The following is a 20,013-nucleotide window of genomic DNA, read 5'->3' as shown; positions in this document are numbered from 1 at the left end:
ATCACGCCGGAATCGGTTTGAGCGTCGATTCAGAAGCTATTCGCACGGACTCGCGGCGATACCGAGGAACTCCGATGAGGTGATCGGATTTGCGCTTCCGCCAAACGTCGTGGCTGACGATGCGCCAGTCACCCCCGGGTCGTTTGCAACTTCGCTGCGGGGCGCGCTTCATACCGCGTCGTCGCAGCGGGCTCTGGCCACCGACATTCCGGCGGTCGTCACGGCGGAAATTGCTTCCGATCGCGTATTCTCGTCGACGACAACCTCTCGAAAAACGCCGAGCAACTCGGACAAGGATGCGTCGTCGTAAGCTCGGCTCGGCTCAAACGGCGGAAAGAGGATTCCGATGGGATTGCTTGTTGAAGGTGAATGGCGCGATGCCTGGTACGACACGAAGCCTACCGGTGGCCGCTTCGTGCGCAAGGACGCATCCTTTCGCAACTGGATCACGTCCGACGGCAGCCCAGGCTCGAGCGGCACCGGTGGATTTAAGGCTGAAACGGGACGCTACCACCTCTATGTGAGCCTTGCCTGTCCCTGGGCGCACCGGACCCTCATAATGCGCGCACTCAAGAGGCTTGAAGACAAGATATCAGTTTCTGTGGTGCATTGGCTGATGGCCGAGAATGGCTGGACATTCGCGAACGGTGCCGGCGTCGTTCCCGATGACGTAAACCACGCGAAATTCCTATACGAAATCTATGCCAAGGCCGATGGTCAGTACACCGGCCGGGCGACCGTTCCGGTTCTCTGGGACAAGCATCGGCAAACGATCGTAAGCAACGAATCGTCGGAAATCATCCGCATGCTGAACTCCGCTTTCGACGATATCGGCGCAGCACAAGGCGACTACTATCCCAAGAAGTTGCGCGAGGAGATCGATGGCGTGAACGCGCGCGTCTACGACACTCTGAACAACGGCGTCTACAAGGCCGGCTTCGCCACCAATCAGGAGGCCTACGAAGAGGCGGTCGCCCCCCTCTTTGACACGTTGGACTGGCTGGATCTGCGCCTATCGGATAGGCGCTTTCTCTTGGGCGAAAGCCTTACGGAGGCGGACATCCGGCTGTTCACGACGCTCATCCGATTCGACGCGGTCTATTACGGCCACTTCAAGTGCAACATCAGGCGGATAACGGATTACCCAAATCTGTCGTCCTACACGCGCGACATCTTCCAGACACCAGGTGTGTCGCAGACCGTTGATTTCGACCACATCAAACGGCACTACTACGCGAGCCACCGCTCGATCAATCCGACGGGCATCGTCCCGGTCGGACCGGCGCTCGACTTCGACGCCCCACACGACAGCCAACGGCTTGGCGGCGGCATCGATCAGACCGCGTAGCCCGGCGCGTTTCCGGCAAGCCGCCCGTGAAGTTCCAGCATTCGATGCCGCCAGCCAGCAATCGGATCGCCGTCCTCAAGCAGGCGAAATTCACTAATCGCCGTCGCCCACTGAAAGGCGCCGAACACGTAATAGTCCGCGTAGGTCGGGCTGTCTCCACCCAGATAAGGTTGTCCCGCGAGCGTGGCGCGCAATGGCCGCAGGTCGTTCTCCCGAAACTTCACGACTCTGCTCCACGGCGCCGGGAACGACGTAGCCGCTGCGGTAACGCGCAGCGGTCCCGCCGATCCCTATGCGACGACCCTGTTCGACTACATCCATCGGGCGATGCCTTACCCGACGCCGGGCTCGCTCAGCACCGACGAGACCTACGCCGTCACCGCCTACATTCTGAGCCTGAACGGCATCGTTCCCGCGGACGGCAAGGTCGACAAGGACTCCTTGCCGAAAATCAGGATGCCTAATCGCGACGGTTTCATTCCGGAGCCAGAGTTCAGCTCGCCGAGAAACAGGTGAGCTAGACGTTGAAATCTGAGCACCACCCGCGCGTTCACTCCGGCGGCTATGGTTCGGTTGCCGTCGTCCGCCTTGCGGGCGAGGCTCCACGCGGCGGCTCAAAGGTCCTCGCGCAGCCCCTTGAAGAACGGATGTCGCACCTTCCCCTCCGCCGACTTTGCCCGGTACTCGATCTCGGCGAGCAACTTGGGCTCAACCCAGATGCCTTGGTGCGCGACCCTCTTCGCGAAGGCCTGCGTCTTCCGGACGAGCGGCTCCAGCCGCCTCCGGAGCTCGGCCGCAGAGACCTTGTCGAAGCCGTGATCGACCTTGCCGGCGTAGACGAGATCGGCGCCCTTTCGCCGGCCGACATAGAGGCCGTCCCACTTGGTGCCGTCCAGCGCGAAGCCGGCGATGGTCAGCGTTTCGCGCTGCGCGCAGGTCTTCTTGACCCAGTCGTTGCTGCGCCCCTTGGGGTAGGTCGAGTCGCGGACCTTCGAGACCACGCCTTCCATACCGAGCTTGCAGGCGTGGGCGAACATCTCCGCGCCTTCGATTTCGAAGCTTTCGCTGAACTGGACGTCGGTGCCTGCGACGATCTTCTTCAGCGCGGCCTTGCGCTGCCAGAGCGGCAGCTTCCTGAGGTCGCGGCCGTCGAGGTAGAGCAGGTCGAAGGCGACTAGCACGATCTTGTTGGACGAACCCTTGAGCTCGTTCTGCAGGACCGAGAAGTCGGTAGTGCCGTCGGCTGCGGGCACGACGATCTCGCCGTCGACGACCGCAGACGTGGCTTTGATCCGCCAGGCGTCGTGGGCAGCCTTCCTGAAGCGGTGCGTCCAGTCGTGGCCGCGGCGCGTAAAGATCTTGACGGCATCGTGGTGGATGTGGGTCTGGACGCGGTAGCCGTCGAACTTGATTTCGTGAATCCATCGCTCTCCGGACGGCACCCTCTCGATCGAGGATGCCAGGGCCGGCTCGACGAAATCCGGGAACGGTGCCTTGATGCCGATATCGGCCCGCATCCTACGCGCAAACGCCACGAACTAACTCCACGCAACAAACGTGATTCAAGGTGGCACATGCGGAATCGTTCCGGAACTAGTGAATCCTTGTGACGTTGCTTCGGCATCGTTCAATGAAGGAGCCGACCATGGCAAAGGCAGCAAAGAAAACCACGCGAGGACGCAAGCAGGACCGGGCCCGCGTCGCCGGCGGGCAGAAGTACGAAGTCGGCTACGAAGCCAAGAAGACTGGCCGCTCGGCGTCAGCCGTCAAGAAAGCGGTCAAGAAGGTCGGCAACACCCGCAAGCGGGTCGAGAAGCGTCTCGGGCGCTGACGCCCAGGTGGCGGCTACTTCCCGGCTGCCGCCTCAGATCCGACTGGAGAAGCGGGTGAAGGCGGTCAGCGTCTGCAGACGCGGCTCGACGTCGCGCAGGTAGATCTCCGCCTTCAGGAATGCGAGCTCGTCGTCGACCGCGCACTCGCCGACGTCGACGTACCAGGACTTGGGACGGCCATCCGTGCCTTCGCTCCAGCGATAGCCTCGCCGTTTCAACGAATCCTTCAACTCGAACGGCGACTGCTCCGCCCAGATACGCACCGTTTTCTTCCGCGCAATCTCAAGCAGGAGCGCGAGTGCCGGCGCTCGGGTCGTCGGCAGCGTGAAGTCCAGGATCTCCAGCGGCGCGTGGCAGTCGTCGACGGCCCTGTGGGCCTGGTGGAAGTATCCGGCGCCGTTCAGCAGGTAGCCGAGTTGGGCGCCTGCGAAGCCGTGCTTCCGCCAGTCGACCTCGGTCGCGCTGCAGGCCCATGCTTTTTGCTCGAAGACGGGCCAATACCGCTCGGCGAATTTGCGATCGAAGCCGGAATTGTGCGCGATCGTGATGACCGAGCCGTCGACGAACGCAGAGACCGCGGCATCGTCGATCCGGTGGCCAGCCACCATCTCGTCGGTGATGCCGGTGAGCGCCGTGATCTCGGCCGGGATCGGCACTGATGGCTCGTTGAAGGCTGAGAAAGTGTCCCTGACCCCGGCGATCCTGCCGTCCGGCGTGTAGTCGAATTTGACCATCCCGAGCTCGATGAGTTCGTCCGTTCGGTGATCGAGTCCAGTCGTCTCGGTGTCCAACAGGATCCCGACCCTGGTTTCTTGCCCGATGGTTGGCGTGGATATCGGTCGCGGGACGAGGCGCCGTAACACCCTGTAGTCCGTCGAGCGCCCCAATGCCTCGGCCATCGCGGCCAGTTCCGATGCGTTTTGAAACATCTCTTCTCGAGGTCAGCCTACCTAGTAGCCGGTTTAGTCGCACAATAGCGGGGGCGCCGGCCACGAGGTATCTGAAAATCGTGCCATTCACGGTGCTTTCGGCTCATGTTGATCCGATTCAGCCGGTTTGCGGGCGTGGTGCTCGACGTGCAGATGCTAGATGCCGGCGATCTCGCCCACGACGGCACCGAGTTTTCGCCACGAACCAACTCGGATAGCCTCATTGCGTCCCGGGAGCCGGGAGAGACCGCGATGGTCACCGAGCTGAAACCGAAAGCGATCAGGAAGACACCCCGCCGTGCGCAACGGGAGGAGTTCGTCGGCTACATCGTCGAGATCGACGGCTGGGACTGGGGCTATTCGTTTTCGCTCAACGCGGAGCGGCGGCCGATCGACCCATACCACGAATTTCGTCACCTCCAGGTCCGGGGCAGGCTGCTGCAGCCGACGGGACTGAAGACGGACAGGGTCGAGTTATCGCTGTTGCCCTCCCCGGAGCTCGTCACGGACCAGCGAAAGGCTTTCGAGCCGGTCGCGCTCGGGACACTCGATGTGCGCGGGGGCATGATCTACGGCAACATCGGCATCCCGTGGGACGCGCTAACGCCAATCCTGCAGATGCTGATTTCGGCCAGATTCAAGTTCGTCCTGATGCGTGGCACCAGGTTTCGGCATCGCAGCGCCAAGCTGAGGAGCCTTCGGCTCGAGACCAAGCTCACGGAGGATGACGTCCCGATGGCAGAGGAGGCGACGGGCTGACGGCGCGCCAAGCCGATGTGACCTACGCCACTTGGGGCGTCAGGCTTCGCCCGGTCCCGAGAAGATGGAGGTCGGCGGCGTGGTGCGAGGGGTCGGCAGCGGCCGCTCGGTCGCTCCGGATCGCGAGGTCGGACTGCCCTTCGCATCGTACCGCTTGGCGAGATCCAGCAACCGACGGCGGGTGAACGGATCGGCCTTCTCGGCTATGACCCGGACCCGCTGCGCAAGACCCAGGTAGAACTCCTGCTCCATGACGCACCCCCACAACATCACTGCCGGAAGTTGAGTACCCTGCGGTCGCGGAGTCAAGGAGGCCATGCCCCGCAGTGTCGATGCAGACAGTTTTTAACGCCAGGCTTGAGTTTCCGACGTCGGCTGAACTAGAGTGGCCATTGCAGGGGAAATCAGATGGCAGAGCTCTATCCGGTACGGAAGGCGTGCCCGGTTTGCGGCAGGCCGATGAAGGCTGTGCCCGGCGAAGCTCTGGAGAGACGGCTGCGGTACGTCTGCACCAATTGCGACGACGACCCGCTACACGACCCGACGGCCCGCAAATGGGTAGACAGTCCGCTGAAGCCGCCGGCCGATCCCGAAACGTAACCGGCCCCGCAGCGACCTTGGAAGGTCGGACCGCATCGCATCGCGGTCTACTTCAGCGATCGGATGTAGTCGGCCAGGTCCGCAATTTCGGATCGGTTCAGCGACAGGTTCGGCATATTAGGGTGAGGCAGTAGCAGCAGAAAGGCGAGCCTGTTCTGATCGAAGTCGGGTGTCTTCGCGATGGACGCGAACGGCGGCGCCTGATCGGCGGCGGTCGTCTGATCTCGCTCCACGAGGTGGCAGCTTGCGCACCAGCGCTTGGCGATATCCTTGCCGCCGACGGCGTCCGCTGCGAAAGACGGCGTGATGATGCCGAGCATGCAACATGCAGCCACCAATCTGAATGCTTTCGACATGTTCGGCCTCCCATGACCTGGCCGGCGCCCTTTCCGGGCTTACGACGGAAAGTCGGCGGGATCCACCTTCAGGCGATCGGCATGGAGCGACAAGTCATGGGTGGCGTGGATATAGCAAAAGCGTTCCTTGGCCTGCTGCTCGGCCTCCCGTCGTTTCGGGCATCCAGCTCGATTGTCGTTTGACAGACTTCGCATCTGGCCGTTGTCGCCGAGGACATCCTTAATGAAGCGGACGATGAAGCGCGGCATGGGCACCTTCATTGGCGGCGGCGCTGCGTCCAGCGGCTCGATCCACCCGCGCCGTTCGGAGTGGGGAGGGGGATTGCCGCGGACGCTCGGCCGGGCCAGCGGCGTTAACCGGAGATGGCGTCGCCAGGTGTGCCCCTCGCGCGCCAGTAACGCTGGCGAAGCCGGGGCGCTATCAGCCATGCGATTGCAGCCGACGCCACGAAGCTCACGGCAATCATCGTCGGAATAGCCGCCATTGCGTTCGACTGGATCGGCGTGAGGAGAATCACAAGCATTCCCGCGCCGAACATCACTGCCTGGATGCTCATGAAGACCATTGCCGCGATCTGAAGTCGTACCGACATACCGACACTCCCGAATGCGCCCTCGGTACAACGGGCTCGGCTTTGGCGTGTTCCGACCGAGGGGCGTGCTGTCGGGCTGCTAGGCGCTGGAATCCAAGGCGGCGTCACACTTGGGGCAGCGGCCGTCCGCGGCAGCGCCAAGCTGGCGACGAATCTCATCCTTCAGAGGTTGTCCGTCCCACCTCGATCCGTCGCTCTTGGTTATTCTTTTGGCTCGTTCGAAGGCGTGGCTCTCGGCCGCGTCGTCGCCGACCCGGATGATCACGTCTTGATGGAAAGGGCAGACCGTCGTCGCGCGCGTGGTCTCGAGCGCGTAGCGCGTGCGTCAGGTCGTCTGGGTGAAGGTCCGCTGGCATGGCGGCCCTCTCTCGGCTCCACGCTCCGTCTTCAGGCCGAAGGCAGATCGGCCCCGGGCTTCAAAGAAGCGCCGAGGCCGATTGTTCAGTGACGTCTGATCGGGGGCTGCGTCGATCCCACCCGCACCGTCGGCTTTGGTTCCGTAGAACTCGCCGACCGAGCCGCTCTCGGAGCCGGCTGCCTTTGGCGGTCGCTGACGCAGCGGCCGAAGGCGGGACCCAGAGTGCCTAGGAGTCCTTCTCTTTTGGTTCGCCGGGAGCCAAGCCGACGATGGCGAAGCAAACCATGGTGCGGCCTACGGAATCCGACACGCGCCGAAGTCCGTGACCCGGCGACCCTTGCGAGACATCAAGGAATATGTGCCTAGCGAACAGACCGCGAAAGTTCGCTTGTTGGGCACGGTTGGCAAGGATGAAAATCACGCGCTGGCAGGGCTCCCTGTCGGAACCGGCTGCTGCCGTTCGTCTTGAGTCCGTGTCCCGTACCCTGGAGCGTTGCGTTCACCATGGCCCCCCGCGCGAACTGGAAAGGCTTCCTGCGTCTGTCCCTCGTCACCTGTCCGGTGGTGCTGTATCCGGCCACCTCGGAGAGCGAGAAGATCTCCTTCAACCAGCTCAACCGGCAGACCGGACATCGGATCAAGTACCTGAAGGTCGATGCCGACACCGGCGATGAGGTGCCGAACGAGGATATCGTCAAGGGCTACCAGCTCGAGAAGGACCAGTTCATCGAGGTGACCAAGGAGGAGCTCGAGGAGATCGCACTTGAATCCACGCGCACCATCAAGATCGACGAATTCGTCGACAAGACCGATATCGACCCGCGCTATCTGATCAGGCCCTACTACATCCGCCCGGACGGCAAGGTCGGCCACGACGCCTTCGCCGTGATCCGCGAGACCATCCGCGAGATGGACAAGGTCGCGATCGGCCGGGTGGTGCTGACCAACCGCGAGCATATCATCGCGCTCGAGCCGATGGACAAGGGGCTGGTCGGCACGCTGCTGCGCTACCCGTACGAAGTGCGCAGCGAGCAGGAGTATTTCGACGAGATCCAGGACGTCAAAGTGACCAAGGACATGCTCGATCTCGCCAGGCACATCGTGAACCAGAAAGCCGGCCGGTTCGACCCCGAAAAATTCGAGGACCACTATGAGACCGCGCTGATCGAGCTCATCAATCAGAAGCGCGCCGGCAAGCCGATCACGCCGAAGGAAAAGCCTGCCGCGACCAACGTGGTCAACCTGATGGAGGCGCTGCGTCGGAGCGTTGGTCAGGAGGCCGCGCCGGCGAAGGCCGGGAAGCCCGCTAAGAAGCCGCGGAAGGCTGCTGCGGGCCAGAAGGAGATGCTGATGTCGATTGCCGGCAAGAAGCCGGCGAAGGATGCGGCGGCGAAAAAGCCGGCGGCTGGGGCGAGGCGCAAGTCGGCCTGATCTTCAATCTCATCTGCCTAATCAGAGTCGGTGTCGAACAATGCTGACGCAGATCTACGAAGTTGCGACGCCCGCCGAAGCCGAAGCAATATCCGCAATCGGCGTCGATCATGTCGGCGTGCTTGTCGGGGATGGCGCTTTCCCCCGGGAGCTTCCGGTTTCCGAAGCGGCCGCGGTTATGGAAGCTATCAGGGGGCCGTCCTTACTCTCGGCGCTGTTCCTCTCGCCGGATGTCGCGATGATCGAACGGATGGCCAGGGAGCTCCGCCCGCCTATCGTGCACCTCGGTGCTTCGAATGAGTTGCTTGCCCCCGACCATGTCTCGGCTCTCCGAAGGTCTTTGCCAGGTGTCAGGTTCATGCGTAGCGTACCTGTGACAGGACCCGAGGCGCTGCAGGTGGCGCGCGCCTACGATGGAATTGTCGAATGGATCCTGCTTGATAGTCATCGCGTTGGCGATCCTCAAATCGGTGCGCAGGGCGTCACGCATGATTGGAGCATCAGCCGAACGATCGTCGAGACCGTTCGGACTCCGGTAATACTCGCCGGCGGACTGGGGCCGGACAATGTCAAAGAGGCTATCCGGTCGGTACAACCTGCCGGCGTGGATTCAAAAACGAAGACCGACAGCGAGGGCACCCACTCGAAAGACCTGGTGAAGGTCCAAGCTTTCAATCGCGCCGCGAAGAACGGCTGATCGCTCTTATCCAAACTGGGCGAGCTGACGGGCGTGGTACTTCCCGAGCCATAGGATCACGGCCCCGGTTTCTGCGGCGGCCCCGGATTCCTACGGTGCCATCGACGCGTGATCGTTTACGATCTGCGATTATATTTCCGCCCGATGGAGACCGAGTACGACCCCGAGCATGAGGCAGTTGCGGCGATGAAGCTCGCCGCTGAAGCCGATGGAGCCGAACGGCAGAGATGGATCAACGCTGCGCTGGCGTGGATTGAACTCACTCGCCTGCGGGTGTCCGGCCGCGAGCGCAGCGGGGCGGAAGAGACGGTCTAGTCACTTGCCAACGATCCCGCCTCGGATGCTCGCGCCCCAGTTGCTCTCATCCACGATCTGACCAATACTCAGTCCCCGCGACGTCATAGCGGGGCTGGCCATGGCTGAACTTGCATTGCCCGAGACGCAATATGCGCAGAGCGGCGATTTCAGCATCGCCTACCAGGTCATGGGCAGCGGCCCTGTCGACATCATCCTGGTCCCTGGCATCATCTCGCATATCGATTACCAGCATGCTGCCCGGCTACACGCAAATCCTCCGCCGGATGGCTAGGTTCTCGAGGGTCGTCACTTTCGACAAGAGAGGACAAGGCCTGTCCGACAGGCTTGCCGATGTGCCTTCGCTCGAGGACCGCATCGACGACGTCCGGGCGGTGATGGACGCAATCGGATCGCGACGGGCCGTGTTGGTCGGTTTCTCCGAGGGCGCTTCCATGAGCGTTCTGTTCGCGACGACCTATCCAGATCGCGTCTCCCACCTGGTTCTTTTCGGCGGCCTTGCCCGCATCGCCGACCTGTTTCCGCCGAGCTTTTCCCCTGCAGAGGCCGATGAAAGGCTGGCGAACCTCGTCAAGCGCTGGGGCAGCGGAAGCTTCCTGGCGAACGTGTTCGCGAGCGAGGCCTCGAATCCGGACGCGGCCGCGCGCATTGCGAAGTTCGAAAAGCTGGCGTGCAGTCCGGGCGCCATCAGGTCCTACATAATTTCCAATCGCCGGATAGACGTGAATGCCATCCTTCCGTGTGTCCGCGCCCCGACCTTGATTCTGCATCGGGCGACCGACGCCCAAGTGCCGGTAGCGCTGGGCCGTAAGATGGCGGCGGGAATACCCGGGGCGAAGTACATCGAGTATCCGTCCGGAGATCACGCATTCTGGACCGGGGACACCGAGACCCTGGTCGGCGACATCGAGGAATTCGTGACCGGCCATCGCCAGGCGGGCGACACCGATCTCGAGCGCATTCTCGCGACCGTCATGTTCACCGACATCGTCGACTCCACGCGGCAGGCGGCCGAAATAGGCGACCAGCGGTGGCGGGGCCGCCTCGACGAGCACGACGCGCTTGCGCGTCAGTTCATCGACCGGCATCGAGGCAATCTGGTGAAGACCACCGGGGACGGCGTGCTCGCCACCTTCGACGGGCCAGGTCGTGCGATCCGGTGCGCGCTGTCGTTCAGCAGTGCCGCCCGTCAGATCGGCTTGCCGGTACGCGCTGGTCTGCATACTGGCGAGATCGAGATGCGGGGCAGCGACATTGGGGGCATCGCCGTCCACGCGGCGGCCCGCGTCATGTCGCAATCCGCGCCAGACGAGGTGCTGGTTTCGCGAGTTGTGACCGATCTCGTCGCGGGCGCGGGACTGCGGTTCGGCGAGCGCGGTTCGTACGAATTGAAGGGGCTGCCGGGCAAATGGGATCTGTTCGCGGCCACCGGTTAGCCTCTGCGCCCGCCACCAGCCACCTGTTGTGCACCGATCAGGCGCCGGGAAAAGCCCAGATGTTCATGGTGGCTATACCCTCGCGCAGTTTCTTGATCGGAACGTAGTCCGGCGAATTCCAGAATGCGTGGATCGCCTCCATGTCGGGAAACTCGAACATGACGACGGGGCGCTGATCGTGTTCGCCTTCCAGCACCTCCACCTTCGCTCGTCTGGCTACAAGCTTTCCGCCAAAGCTGGCTATGAACGGCACGACGGCCTGCACGTATTTCTGGTACTGCGCTTCGTCCTTGATGGTGTTTTGGACAATAAAATAAGCGGGCATAATCAACCTCTCGTGGCAATGATGCTGAGAGCAGAAGACGTGCAGCCTAGCATGCTTCTTGGGGCTCGTCCCACTTGTAGTCCCTTGTCACAGATAACTGGGGACTGCCGGCGGCGAACTCATCCTGGAAGCGCGTGACGGCTGAACCTCTGAAGGTGCAGCTGCGGTTGTCGTCAATCGTCGGCAGCGCACTCGGGGCAAGTGTCCCCAGGGGCCAAGCATGCAAGAGCGGAAAGGCGGGCAATGACGATGAAGCCCGTCAGCAAGAGAGCGCGTCAACGAAGTTGACCTAATGACCCAAGCAGCTTGCCTCGGCGCACCGAAAGCGGGCAGGCCGAGCGCATTCAGTCGCAGCCGGGCTAATACCAGAGGGCAAAGATCCATTTCGCGCCGAGGACGGTCTCCCAGACTGCCGCTAATTCGACCGCCAGCACAACGACGCTGGCCAGCAGCGCAATCGAGAGCAGGAGTCCGTCCATCCTCTTCGAGATAAGCCAGTGAGATCAGCGCGATCACCAGGGCGGGAACGACGTCGCTGAGAGGGACCGGCGTGAACAGCAGGGCAACGTTCAGGAGCACGACGACGGCGCCGACGAGACGCTTGGTCGCGTCGAACGGAGTCGGCCAGCGGGGATGAATGAGCTTCTCGAGAGACCTCAGCACGGGCACGGCGCGCTGCACCAGAGCAGCAAGGTGCCGTGTGGGCAATGGACGGGCGGCGATGCGGCGCGGGAACACCGGCATGTTGTGGCCCAGGATCATCTGGAACGCGGGGATCATGAGCAGCAGGCCCGCAACGATCGAGACACCCGGTGCAACAGCGACCACACCGAGCAATAGCATGATGAGGCCGAAGGAGCGCTTGTGCATGCGGCTCATCAGCCAACCCAGGGTAAAGTGATCTACCGGCGCCTCGTCGTGCAGTCGCTGCAGCAAGACCGAGGCGGGGACAAACGCTGTGGCGTCCGCGGGTAGCGCCTGCTTCAGGTTGGACCTCCTCTCTTGCTTCAGGGCCGACCGCAATGGATTGGATCAACCACCTCCGCCGCGCCATGGCGAGCGAACAAGGCAGAGGCATCTCACCAACCCATGGGATGGGGCCGCATTCCAACCCTCGCCGGCCACCGCTGGGTCAAAGTTTGCCGAGCAAAAGCAAGATCAGCAGAATGACAATCACAAGACCAAGACCTCCGCCGCCGTAGTAGCCAGTACCGTAGAACGGACCGCCACCGATCCCACTGAAGCCGCCCAGCAGCGCGATGATCAGAATGATTAGAACGATGGTCCCGATCGACATTTCGATAGCTCCCTTTTCGATAGATTCCCTTTGCGGTTTGGTCGCGACGTCATTGCGCCTCGAACTTGCGCGGCCAGCGGCCGATCCCAAGCAAGTTCCCAGTAAGGCACTCATCCTGTCGCGAAGTAGCAAAGCCTGCTTGCCTCAAATCAAAGATGCAGGCGTTCAGAAGCGGCCCATTATGGCCGGATAGTTAGCAGCCAGTCGTCGAGCCGCTGCAGCCAGCGTCGAGGCGGAGGTGGCGCAGGCGGCGGTTTGAGTTTGAGGCGGTCACCGTCACGTCCATGAACAAGCTGAAGCGTTCGGGTGTGATAGACGGCCAGATCCGGGCGGTGACCAATGCTCAGCACGGTGGTCTGCTTCAGCTCATCGTCGAACAGAGCCATAACGCGGTGCTGGCTGTCTTCGTCGAGCGCGGCCGTCGCTTCGTCCAGAAAGACCCATGCCGGCTTGTGCAGGAGAAGGCGCGCAAAAGCGAGGCGCTCCTGCTCGCCAAGCGAAAGCTCCTTGTCCCAGCGCTCGATCGTGTCGAGCTTGGGAACGAGATCGCCGAGATCGCAGCGGGCAAGAGCTTGGCGAACATTCGCTTCGGGGAAGGCGTCGACGGGGCTCGGATAGCTGAGGGCGTTGCGCAACGTACCCAGCGGCAGATAAGGGCGCTGCGGCAGGAATGCCATCGACTCGAGCGGAGGCGTGAGGATTGTCCCGGAACCCCATGGCCAAAGGCCTGCCACGGCGCGAAACAGTGTCGATTTTCCTCTTCCGGTGTCGCCGACAATCAGGACACGCTCGCCAGGGGTGATATGGACCGTCGCGTCATCGATGACGATATGTCCGTCCGGCAAGAGGATGCGGACGGCCTCGAAAGCGAGATGTCCCTCCGGATGCAGAGCGCGTTTGATCTCCTCGGCGCCCTGTTCGATCGCAGGGAGATTGTCGAGCGCTTCGCGAAAGCGCGCGACCCGATGGACCGCCGCGCGCCAATCGGCGAGGCGCGAGAAATTGTCGACGAACCATCGCAACGCGAGCTGTACCTGGGTGAACGCGCCCGCCACCATGATCAGGCCGCCAAGCGTCAGGCTGCCGCCGAAATAGGCCGGTGCTGCCACCAGTATCGGAACGACCAACGACAGCCAGCCGATGCCCGATGTGATCCACGTCAGGTGAGCGAGCGAGGAGGATATCCGTCGCATCGTGTCCACGACGGCCGCGAGCGCGGCCTCGAGATGCCGTCGTTCGTCCGTTTCGCCGCCATGCAACGCAATGCTCTCGCCGGATTCGTTGACCCGAACGAGCGCGAAGCGGAATTCCGCCTCACGCGCATATCGCTCGCCGTTCAGGGCAATCAGCGGCCGCCCTACGATCCAGGTCAGTGCGGACCCGGTCAAGGCGTAAGCGAGCGCACACCAGACCATGTAACCGGGAACGGCGATGTCGTAGCCCGCGACCTGGAACGTGACTTGCGCCGATAGGGTCCAAAGCATGCCGACGAAAGCGATGAGCTGAAGCAGGGAATAGACCATGCCGCATCCGAGGTCGGCGGTGTAGTCGCCCAAGAGGCGCGTATCCTCCTGGATGCGCTGGTCCGGGTTGTGTCCATATTCGCCAGCAAAGCCGAGCTGATAGACGCGCAATGGCTTGAGCCACTCGGCCAGGAGGTGACGCGTAATCCATTCCCGCAGTCGAAACTTCAGGCGTTCCTGAAGAAAGGTGTTTGCGACCGTGAGCGCCAGCAAAATCACGACGATGACAACGAACGTCCAGAGGTCATGGAGGAAGCCCGACAGGTCCTTGCGGCCGACGGCGTCGAAGAACCGGCCGTTCCAGTCATTGAGCTGGACTTGTCCAAACATATTGGCAATGGTGACGACCGTCGAGGCAGCGAAGATCGCTACCACGCGCCGTCCGCCTTCGGCGCGAACCCGCGCGAATACGCCCAGGTCCCGGGCAAGATTGAAATCTTGTACTGGCGCAGCTTTGATGAGCGCGTCCGCGAGAGGAGGTCTTGCCGTCGCGTCCGGCATGATCGGGAGCAGAGGATCTGCGGCCTGCGGCAGCTTCGGAATTGCCTCCGCCGGTGGGGCAACGGCCTCGGGAGCCGCAGGTGATGCAACGTCAGCCTTCATGCGCCCGCGTCACCCTGTTTCATCAGCCGGGAATCACCGGATCAGCTAAGCAGGCCCGGGCGATCGGGATCTTGACCCACCGCAATGAGTTCCCCGGTGGCATGACCATTATGCTATCACCAAAGCGCTTGTTTCAGGAAGTAGCCTGCAGGACCGTGATCACGGCCTTGCCTGCAAAGCGCATCGATCGACCGGGGACATGCCAGAGATAACGGAAAAGTCTGACCGGCAGAAAGGTGCCGAAGCCGAAGTCGATGGCTTTCGGAAAGACCTCGGCCCGTTTGTCGTCGCCGCTGAAACGACCCGAATGCCCATGCTGTTCACGGATGCGGCAAAACCCGACAACCCGATCATCTTCGCCAACGACAGTCTTCTCGCTCTGACCGGGTATGACCGGGAGGAAGTGCTCGGAAAAGACTTCAACTTCCTGATGGCCGGCGGTTCGGATGTCGAGGCCTTGACGCGAGCCAAGGCCGAGTTCGAGGGGTCGTCCAACGGCGCCGAAGTGTTCTGCCGCCGCAAGGATGGCAGCGAATTCTGGGCCGCGGTTTTCGTCAGTCCGGTGCGCGATGAAGGTGGCGACGTCGTTCAATATTTTGCATCCCTGATTGATCTCACCAAGCTCAAGGAAGATGAAGCTCGATCCAGGATGCTGATCGACGAGCTGAACCATCGCGTCAAGAATACCCTTTCCACGGTGCAATCGATCGTCTGGCAGACGTTGCGAACGACGACCGACCCCGAACAAATTCGACAATCCATCGAATCCCGGTTGTCCGCGCTCTCCCGGTCGCACGACCTGCTGACCCGCGAGAAATGGGAGAGTGCCGGCCTGCTCGATATCGCTCACGATGCGCTGGAACCGTTCGGGGTCTCCGGCGGACGGGCGGATCGCATTGTGATCACGGGGGAGAACGTCCGCTTTCCACCGAAATCAGCTTTGGCCCTTGGTATTGCGTTCAACGAACTTGCGACCAATGCCGTGAAATACGGTGCGTTGTCCAACGCGGTCGGATCAATCCAGATCTCGTGGACGGCGGAGACGACACCGGCCGGGAAAAGGCTCGTGCTGAGCTGGAGCGAGAGAGGCGGTCCCCCCGTCGCGCCGCCGGCACACAAGGGATTTGGCTCGCGCGTGCTCGAGCGCGGCCTCGCTCACGAGCTGGAAGGTGAGGTGCAACTGGACTATCGGCCGAGCGGGCTTATCTGCACGATGGTCATTCCGTTTCCAAGAGGTGTCCCTGGTGGATGAGTTGCTTTGCGGCCGGCGAGTCCTCGTGGTCGAGGATGAGATGCTGATTGTCATGATGATTGAAGACATGCTTGCCGACCTCGGCTGCAAGTCGGTGACTTCGGCCGCGACGGTCGACAAGGCGCTGGCGCTGATTGAAGCACAGACCTTCGACGTCGCGCTGCTCGACATGAACCTGAACGGCGACGATAGCTATCCGGTAGCGGAGGCGCTCTTTGCGCGCGGAGTTCCGTTCGCCTATTCCACCGGCAACACCGGTCAAAGCGTCAAAGACAGCAACCCCGACAAGGTTGTGCTGAAGAAGCCCTTCAAACTTGAAGACCTGGTCGCGATACTTACCCGCCTCAAGCTCGCGCCGATCGCGTGACAGGCTCGATGATTGTCAGGTTGTCGTCAGCGGGGATCAATTGGCTATGGCCGATCGGCAATCCGCCCCAGGTCGATCTAGGACGTGACGAAAACTTCTACGGACATCCCGGCGAAAGCGCCGGTGCTACCGACGAAGCTGCCGGACACCGGGATCGTCTGGCGGATATCGCGCGCAACCGCGACCGGGATCAGATTGAAGCCGCCGAGGCTGCGGTTCGTCGGGTCGAACGTGATCCAGCCGGCTCCAGGCAGGAAGACCTCCGCCCACGCATGGGTTGATCCCGCGCCGCTCGATCCGATGCTCCGTTGTTCCGGATTGTAGAGATAGCCGGAGACGATTCTTGCTCCGAACCCGAGCATGCGTGCCGCTTCGGTGAACAGCACCGCGAAATCCCGGCATGACCCCCAGCCGCGATTTAGGGTTTCTACCGGCGTTTGGGTGCCCTCATCCTCGCGGCTCTGATACCGGACAGCTTCAGACACGCCGGTGCTGAGGTCCTTTAGAAGCGACAGCGTGTCCGTCCGACTTCCTCGAACGAACATTTGTGCCCAATTTCGCAGAGCACCGGCCGGGTCCGAGAACTGGGGGAGAGCGAGGGCGCCGAGATCGGTCCAATCGTCATCGGAATAGCGGAACGGGTACGACATCGCGGAGACCGCGATATCGAACACCGGCCATGCGACCGCGTCGAGCTGAAGCTCAGCGACGCTCGCGATCACCAGGCTGGAGGCCGTCATCTGAAACGTGGCCGTCGCGATTGTATTGCCGTACACATCGTGCGCCCAGGTCAAGGTCGCAGGCGGCGTCACCGTGACGTTGCTCGACATCAGACGAAGCTCGCGGCTTTCGCGCGGCCGAAGCATCAGACGGTGCGGCAACAGGCGCACGGATTCGTTGAAGCGATATGTCGTCGTGTGAAGAACCTTTAAGCGTAATCAACGAAGCTCCGATCGGTCAGCCTCTGGCCATGCCCCTTGTCCGGCGGTCCCCGTCGGGAAGTTTGGCCGAGTTGACGAGCCCATGCAAATGTCGCTCCAGATGACTGAAACCTGAGGCGACCAGGAGGAACACGCCATGAAGAACCGGCCACCGCTTCCGAAACATTTGAGCCGCCACAGGTATCACGCGCTGCTGAACCTGCTGCAGATCGAGCTCGTGAAGTTGCAGCGCTCCGTGATTGAGCGCGGACAGCGTGTCCTCGTCATCGTCGAAGGTCGCGACGCCGCCGGCAAAGATGGCACCATCAAGTCGATCGTCGAGCATCTAAGCCCGCGCGACACCCGCGTCGTGGCGCTGGGCCCGCCGAGCAATCGGGAACAATGCTCATGGTACTTCCAGCGTCACGTTTCGCACTTGCCGGCGGCAGGAGAGATCGTGCTGTTCAATCGCAGTTGGTACAACCGTGCCGGAGTCGAGCGTGTCATGGGCTTCTGCTCCAAGGAGGAAACCGAGGAATTCCTCGAGACCGTGCCGGCTTTCGAGGCAATGATCGAGCGTTCGGGTATTACCCTGCTCAAGTACTACCTCGATATTTCGAAACAGGAGCAGAAGCGACGGCTCGCCGACCGCCAAAGGGATCCCCTGAAGCAATGGAAGCTGAGCCCCATCGATGCCAAGGCGCAGAAGTATTGGAAGGCCTATTCCGAAGCACGGGACAAGATGCTGGAGCGGACGCACACCGTCACCTCGCCCTGGACCTTGGTCCGGGCCGGCGACAAGGAACATGCGCGACTTAATATCATTCGCGACATGCTGTGGCGGCTGAACTATCCGGGAAAGCACCGTCGCCTCCACAGACCCGATCCGGCCGTCGTGTTTCCTTACGATAAAGCCGGTTATGAGCACGGGCTGATCGAGGCTTAGAACTCTGTTGATTTAGATCATCGCGGAAGCCGTAAAGGAGTCGATCATCAAGCACCTGAGCGGTGATCGTGATCGAAAATCACGAGATTGAATGACGCCTCGGCTATTTGCCGTTAGCAAACTCTTCAACCGGCCTCCCCAACCCAGGTAACAGCGGTCAAGAGAGTATTTGACAGATGAGCCGCCTCCATAAAGAGACCCACCTCGTTGCGCGCATCGGCTGGTTGAGAGCAGCCGTGCTCGGCGCCAATGATGGGATCATATCAACCGCTAGTCTTATCCTGGGAGTGGCGTCGGCTGCCGCTTCCCGAAGCGACGTTCTCTTGACCGGGATCGCCGGGCTGGTTGCGGGCGCCATGTCCATGGCGGCTGGCGAATATGTTTCAGTCAGTTCGCAGTCCGATACGGAACATGCTGACCTCGCGCGTGAGAAGCGCGAACTGGCAGGCGATCCGGTGTCTGAGAGGGAAGAGCTTGCTCAGATTTATGTCGCGCGAGGCGTCGAGGCCGGTCTCGCCCGCGAGGTTGCGATGCAATTGATGGCTAGTGACGCCCTGGGTGCGCACGCCCGGGTTGAACTTGGCATTTCGGAAATCAGCACCGCTCGTCCCGTACAGGCCGCGTTGGCATCGGCCGCGACCTTCTCCGTCGGAGCGGTAGCGCCGCTTGCGCTTGTCCTGGTCTCGCCGTCCAATGTGTTGATCCCGGCCGTCGCTGCAGGTTCTCTGGTCTTCCTGTCGCTGCTCGGCGCGATCGGCGCTAAGGCAGGAGGCGCCGGCCTGTTGAAGCCAACCATACGAGTGACATTTTGGGGGGCCTGTGCGATGGGACTGACGGCCGGAATTGGCGCAGTTGTAGGCAAGGTTGTGTGAGCGTCGCGGCACTTACGACGCCGCCTCACGCGGTCTTCCAGCTTCCCTGGCATTATGCGCCCTCGAAGTTTCCTCCTCCCGTCGCCTACACTGGGCGGGCGCAAATTTTAGATGCCGAGAAGCAGGTGCCGGAAGCCGTCGAGCGGGGACAGACCATCCTGGCGCGCTACGTGGAGCCGGGCGAGCGGAATTGCGAGCGGACCATCAACGATCTTCTGGACGTGCTCGATCGCGACCAGGTCGTTGCGGCCGTCGAGGAGCTCGAAATGCGCGGAGAGGCCGTCGACGAACTGCGGCGCTTGCTTCAGCGAGGAGCGCCTCCTTGGAGCCCTCATCCGAAGAATTCAGCCGAGCCAGACCTGCCGCCGATGCCGCCCGAGAAGCGGCCACAGGATCCCGGAATGGACGGCAGCGACATGCGGTTCGAGGGCTATCGGATCGAGACCCGGGAGCACGCCGGCGAATATCCGGACACCATGCCCCAAGTCATCGAGGTCACCGACGCGGTAGGGCGCAAGGCGGCGCATGTGCCGCTCAGCCGCGACGGCAAAGTGGTCGACAGCTCGGCAGTCGTCCAGAAGCTGATGGATTGCGAAAAGAACCGCTGAGGCTCAGGCGGCCGGCGCGGGATCTTCCTTCACGCCGCGGGCGACGATCCGCAGCGCCCCGTCCCGGAGAGGCCGCTGCAGCTTCAGCGCTTCGTAGGCCGGCGCGGTCATCCAGGTCTCGGCCTCGTCCGGCTGGTCAGGATCACCGGCATCGTGAAGGCGGAGAACGTATCTCTGACGCCGACGATCCGGCCGTCCGGCGTGTAGTCGAACTTGACCATCCCGAGCTCGATGATCTCGTCCTTTGCATGATCGAGGACGGTCGTCTCGGTGTCGAGCAGGACGCCGGTCCTGATCTCCTGCCCCGTGGTCGGGATATACGCCGGTCGGGCAACCAAGGAGCGCAGGACCCGGTAATCGGGCGAAAGGCTGAGGCCTCGGCCATCGCGGCCAGATCCATCGGGGCTTGCAGCATCAGGACTCGAGGTTTTGCGATCCGGTCGCTTCCCTGTCGCACAAACGTGCGCCGTAAGGTACCTGAGAATCGAGCGATTCACGGCGTTTTCGCGGCGCGTGGGTTCAGTTCGAACGCGTTCGTCCTGTTGTGGCGCGGCTGGGCAAACGTTCAGCTTCGGAACACGTGCCCGCCGCCGCAGTTCGCCCCCAGCCACCGGCGCGTTCCGACGTGGCGTGTTGGCAGCCGGAG

Annotated in this window: 26 protein-coding genes and 2 pseudogenes; 15 read left to right on the top strand and 13 right to left on the bottom strand. The window is 62.2% G+C overall.

Features of this window, described 5'->3' with window-relative positions; all coding sequences use genetic code 11:
* Positions 1-346 precede the first annotated feature (346 nt).
* Positions 347-1,348 carry a glutathione S-transferase family protein gene (locus J4G43_RS02805; protein ID WP_028152847.1) on the top strand — a complete coding sequence of 334 codons (1,002 nt, stop codon included), beginning with the start codon at positions 347-349 and terminating at the stop codon, positions 1,346-1,348.
* Here the strand turns inward: J4G43_RS02805 and J4G43_RS02800 are convergent.
* The gene (locus J4G43_RS02800) at positions 1,336-1,542 is read right to left on the bottom strand and encodes a glutathione S-transferase C-terminal domain-containing protein (RefSeq protein ID WP_245289304.1); all 207 of its coding nucleotides are present in this window, start codon (positions 1,540-1,542) and stop codon (positions 1,336-1,338) included. The two genes, J4G43_RS02805 and J4G43_RS02800, sit on opposite strands and share 13 nt — an antisense overlap.
* Before the next feature lie 88 nt (positions 1,543-1,630).
* Here J4G43_RS02800 and J4G43_RS02795 point away from each other — a divergent pair.
* Positions 1,631-1,864, top strand: a pseudogene (locus tag J4G43_RS02795) (c-type cytochrome); the annotation flags it as partial.
* A 98-nt stretch (positions 1,865-1,962) separates the two neighbouring features.
* Here J4G43_RS02795 and ligD read toward each other — a convergent pair.
* The gene (ligD, locus tag J4G43_RS02790) at positions 1,963-2,883 is read right to left on the bottom strand and encodes a non-homologous end-joining DNA ligase (protein WP_028152848.1); all 921 of its coding nucleotides are present in this window, start codon (positions 2,881-2,883) and stop codon (positions 1,963-1,965) included.
* Positions 2,884-2,993: 110 nt separating this feature from the next.
* Between ligD and J4G43_RS02785 the strand changes: the two genes are divergently transcribed.
* Entirely contained in the window at positions 2,994-3,179 is a 186-nt protein-coding gene (locus tag J4G43_RS02785) for a DUF3606 domain-containing protein (protein ID WP_028152849.1), read from the top strand.
* Positions 3,180-3,212: 33 nt separating this feature from the next.
* On the opposite strand, the gene J4G43_RS02780 is transcribed toward J4G43_RS02785, so the two are convergent.
* Entirely contained in the window at positions 3,213-4,109 is an 897-nt protein-coding gene (locus tag J4G43_RS02780) for a 3'-5' exonuclease (RefSeq protein ID WP_208083962.1), read from the bottom strand.
* 105 nt (positions 4,110-4,214) lie between these two features.
* Between J4G43_RS02780 and J4G43_RS02775 the strand changes: the two genes are divergently transcribed.
* Complete coding sequence (locus J4G43_RS02775) at positions 4,215-4,868, top strand: hypothetical protein (protein ID WP_224517665.1); 654 nt, start codon at positions 4,215-4,217, stop codon at positions 4,866-4,868.
* A gap of 39 nt (positions 4,869-4,907) precedes the next feature.
* On the opposite strand, the gene J4G43_RS02770 is transcribed toward J4G43_RS02775, so the two are convergent.
* A complete protein-coding gene (locus J4G43_RS02770; protein WP_028152852.1) occupies positions 4,908-5,120 on the bottom strand; it encodes a hypothetical protein in 213 nt (70 codons plus the stop codon).
* Between the two features lie 156 nt (positions 5,121-5,276).
* Between J4G43_RS02770 and J4G43_RS02765 the strand changes: the two genes are divergently transcribed.
* Positions 5,277-5,468: a hypothetical protein gene (locus J4G43_RS02765; RefSeq protein WP_028152853.1), complete on the top strand. Its 192-nt coding sequence runs from the start codon at positions 5,277-5,279 to the stop codon at positions 5,466-5,468.
* A gap of 47 nt (positions 5,469-5,515) precedes the next feature.
* On the opposite strand, the gene J4G43_RS02760 is transcribed toward J4G43_RS02765, so the two are convergent.
* From J4G43_RS02760 to J4G43_RS02750, 3 genes are all read right to left on the bottom strand, one after another.
* Entirely contained in the window at positions 5,516-5,788 is a 273-nt protein-coding gene (locus J4G43_RS02760; RefSeq protein WP_224517667.1) for a c-type cytochrome, read from the bottom strand.
* Between the two features lie 75 nt (positions 5,789-5,863).
* Entirely contained in the window at positions 5,864-6,073 is a 210-nt protein-coding gene (locus J4G43_RS02755; RefSeq protein WP_028152855.1) for a hypothetical protein, read from the bottom strand.
* 104 nt (positions 6,074-6,177) lie between these two features.
* Positions 6,178-6,417 (bottom strand): hypothetical protein, encoded by a 240-nt coding sequence (locus tag J4G43_RS02750; RefSeq protein WP_028152856.1) that lies wholly within the window; start codon positions 6,415-6,417, stop codon positions 6,178-6,180.
* Between the two features lie 862 nt (positions 6,418-7,279).
* Here J4G43_RS02750 and ku point away from each other — a divergent pair.
* The 5 genes from ku (at position 7,280) to J4G43_RS02725 (ending at position 10,654) form a co-directional block, all read left to right on the top strand.
* Positions 7,280-8,206 carry a non-homologous end joining protein Ku gene (ku, locus tag J4G43_RS02745; RefSeq protein WP_166346650.1) on the top strand — a complete coding sequence of 309 codons (927 nt, stop codon included), beginning with the start codon at positions 7,280-7,282 and terminating at the stop codon, positions 8,204-8,206.
* Positions 8,207-8,246: 40 nt separating this feature from the next.
* Complete coding sequence (locus tag J4G43_RS02740; protein ID WP_028152858.1) at positions 8,247-8,903, top strand: phosphoribosylanthranilate isomerase; 657 nt, start codon at positions 8,247-8,249, stop codon at positions 8,901-8,903.
* A gap of 108 nt (positions 8,904-9,011) precedes the next feature.
* Entirely contained in the window at positions 9,012-9,218 is a 207-nt protein-coding gene (locus tag J4G43_RS02735; RefSeq protein WP_155258048.1) for a hypothetical protein, read from the top strand.
* 100 nt (positions 9,219-9,318) lie between these two features.
* Positions 9,319-9,492: a hypothetical protein gene (locus J4G43_RS02730; RefSeq protein ID WP_212491250.1), complete on the top strand. Its 174-nt coding sequence runs from the start codon at positions 9,319-9,321 to the stop codon at positions 9,490-9,492.
* Positions 9,452-10,654, top strand: coding sequence for an adenylate/guanylate cyclase domain-containing protein (locus tag J4G43_RS02725; protein ID WP_224517669.1), 1,203 nt, complete (start codon positions 9,452-9,454; stop codon positions 10,652-10,654). Before J4G43_RS02730 ends, J4G43_RS02725 begins: the two co-directional genes overlap by 41 nt.
* A gap of 37 nt (positions 10,655-10,691) precedes the next feature.
* On the opposite strand, the gene J4G43_RS02720 is transcribed toward J4G43_RS02725, so the two are convergent.
* The 4 genes from J4G43_RS02720 to J4G43_RS02705 form a co-directional block, all read right to left on the bottom strand.
* A complete protein-coding gene (locus J4G43_RS02720; RefSeq protein ID WP_049831911.1) occupies positions 10,692-10,979 on the bottom strand; it encodes a DUF1330 domain-containing protein in 288 nt (95 codons plus the stop codon).
* Positions 10,980-11,066: 87 nt separating this feature from the next.
* Positions 11,067-11,915 carry an exopolysaccharide biosynthesis protein gene (locus tag J4G43_RS02715; RefSeq protein ID WP_207794629.1) on the bottom strand — a complete coding sequence of 283 codons (849 nt, stop codon included), beginning with the start codon at positions 11,913-11,915 and terminating at the stop codon, positions 11,067-11,069.
* 196 nt (positions 11,916-12,111) lie between these two features.
* Complete coding sequence (locus tag J4G43_RS02710) at positions 12,112-12,276, bottom strand: DUF3309 family protein (protein WP_166346653.1); 165 nt, start codon at positions 12,274-12,276, stop codon at positions 12,112-12,114.
* A gap of 179 nt (positions 12,277-12,455) precedes the next feature.
* Positions 12,456-14,402 carry an ABC transporter ATP-binding protein/permease gene (locus J4G43_RS02705; protein WP_166346656.1) on the bottom strand — a complete coding sequence of 649 codons (1,947 nt, stop codon included), beginning with the start codon at positions 14,400-14,402 and terminating at the stop codon, positions 12,456-12,458.
* Positions 14,403-14,601: 199 nt separating this feature from the next.
* Between J4G43_RS02705 and J4G43_RS02700 the strand changes: the two genes are divergently transcribed.
* Both J4G43_RS02700 and J4G43_RS02695 read left to right on the top strand, forming a co-directional pair.
* Positions 14,602-15,654 carry an HWE histidine kinase domain-containing protein gene (locus tag J4G43_RS02700; RefSeq protein WP_208083961.1) on the top strand — a complete coding sequence of 351 codons (1,053 nt, stop codon included), beginning with the start codon at positions 14,602-14,604 and terminating at the stop codon, positions 15,652-15,654.
* Positions 15,647-16,021, top strand: coding sequence for a response regulator (locus tag J4G43_RS02695; RefSeq protein ID WP_028153419.1), 375 nt, complete (start codon positions 15,647-15,649; stop codon positions 16,019-16,021). Before J4G43_RS02700 ends, J4G43_RS02695 begins: the two co-directional genes overlap by 8 nt.
* Before the next feature lie 77 nt (positions 16,022-16,098).
* On the opposite strand, the gene J4G43_RS02690 is transcribed toward J4G43_RS02695, so the two are convergent.
* Positions 16,099-16,911 carry a transglutaminase family protein gene (locus J4G43_RS02690; RefSeq protein WP_208083960.1) on the bottom strand — a complete coding sequence of 271 codons (813 nt, stop codon included), beginning with the start codon at positions 16,909-16,911 and terminating at the stop codon, positions 16,099-16,101.
* 268 nt (positions 16,912-17,179) lie between these two features.
* Between J4G43_RS02690 and ppk2 the strand changes: the two genes are divergently transcribed.
* The 3 genes from ppk2 to J4G43_RS02675 all read left to right on the top strand — a co-directional run bounded on the left by ppk2 (position 17,180) and on the right by J4G43_RS02675 (position 19,367).
* Positions 17,180-17,887, top strand: coding sequence for a polyphosphate kinase 2 (gene ppk2, locus J4G43_RS02685; protein ID WP_408581454.1), 708 nt, complete (start codon positions 17,180-17,182; stop codon positions 17,885-17,887).
* Positions 17,888-18,063: 176 nt separating this feature from the next.
* On the top strand, positions 18,064-18,759 hold the full coding sequence (locus J4G43_RS02680; protein ID WP_028153416.1) for a VIT1/CCC1 transporter family protein: 696 nt from the start codon (positions 18,064-18,066) through the stop codon (positions 18,757-18,759).
* On the top strand, positions 18,756-19,367 hold the full coding sequence (locus tag J4G43_RS02675; RefSeq protein WP_155258101.1) for a hypothetical protein: 612 nt from the start codon (positions 18,756-18,758) through the stop codon (positions 19,365-19,367). Before J4G43_RS02680 ends, J4G43_RS02675 begins: the two co-directional genes overlap by 4 nt.
* 3 nt (positions 19,368-19,370) lie before the next feature.
* Here J4G43_RS02675 and J4G43_RS02670 read toward each other — a convergent pair.
* Positions 19,371-19,519 (bottom strand): annotated as a pseudogene (locus tag J4G43_RS02670) (SOS response-associated peptidase); the annotation flags it as partial.
* Between the last annotated feature and the right edge of the window lie 494 nt (positions 19,520-20,013).

The organism is Bradyrhizobium barranii subsp. barranii (genome assembly GCF_017565645.3).
Taxonomy (GTDB): Bacteria; Pseudomonadota; Alphaproteobacteria; order Rhizobiales; family Xanthobacteraceae; genus Bradyrhizobium; species Bradyrhizobium barranii.
The sequence above is the reverse complement of the archived record's forward strand: the minus strand, read 5'-3'. Positions and strand labels throughout refer to the sequence as shown.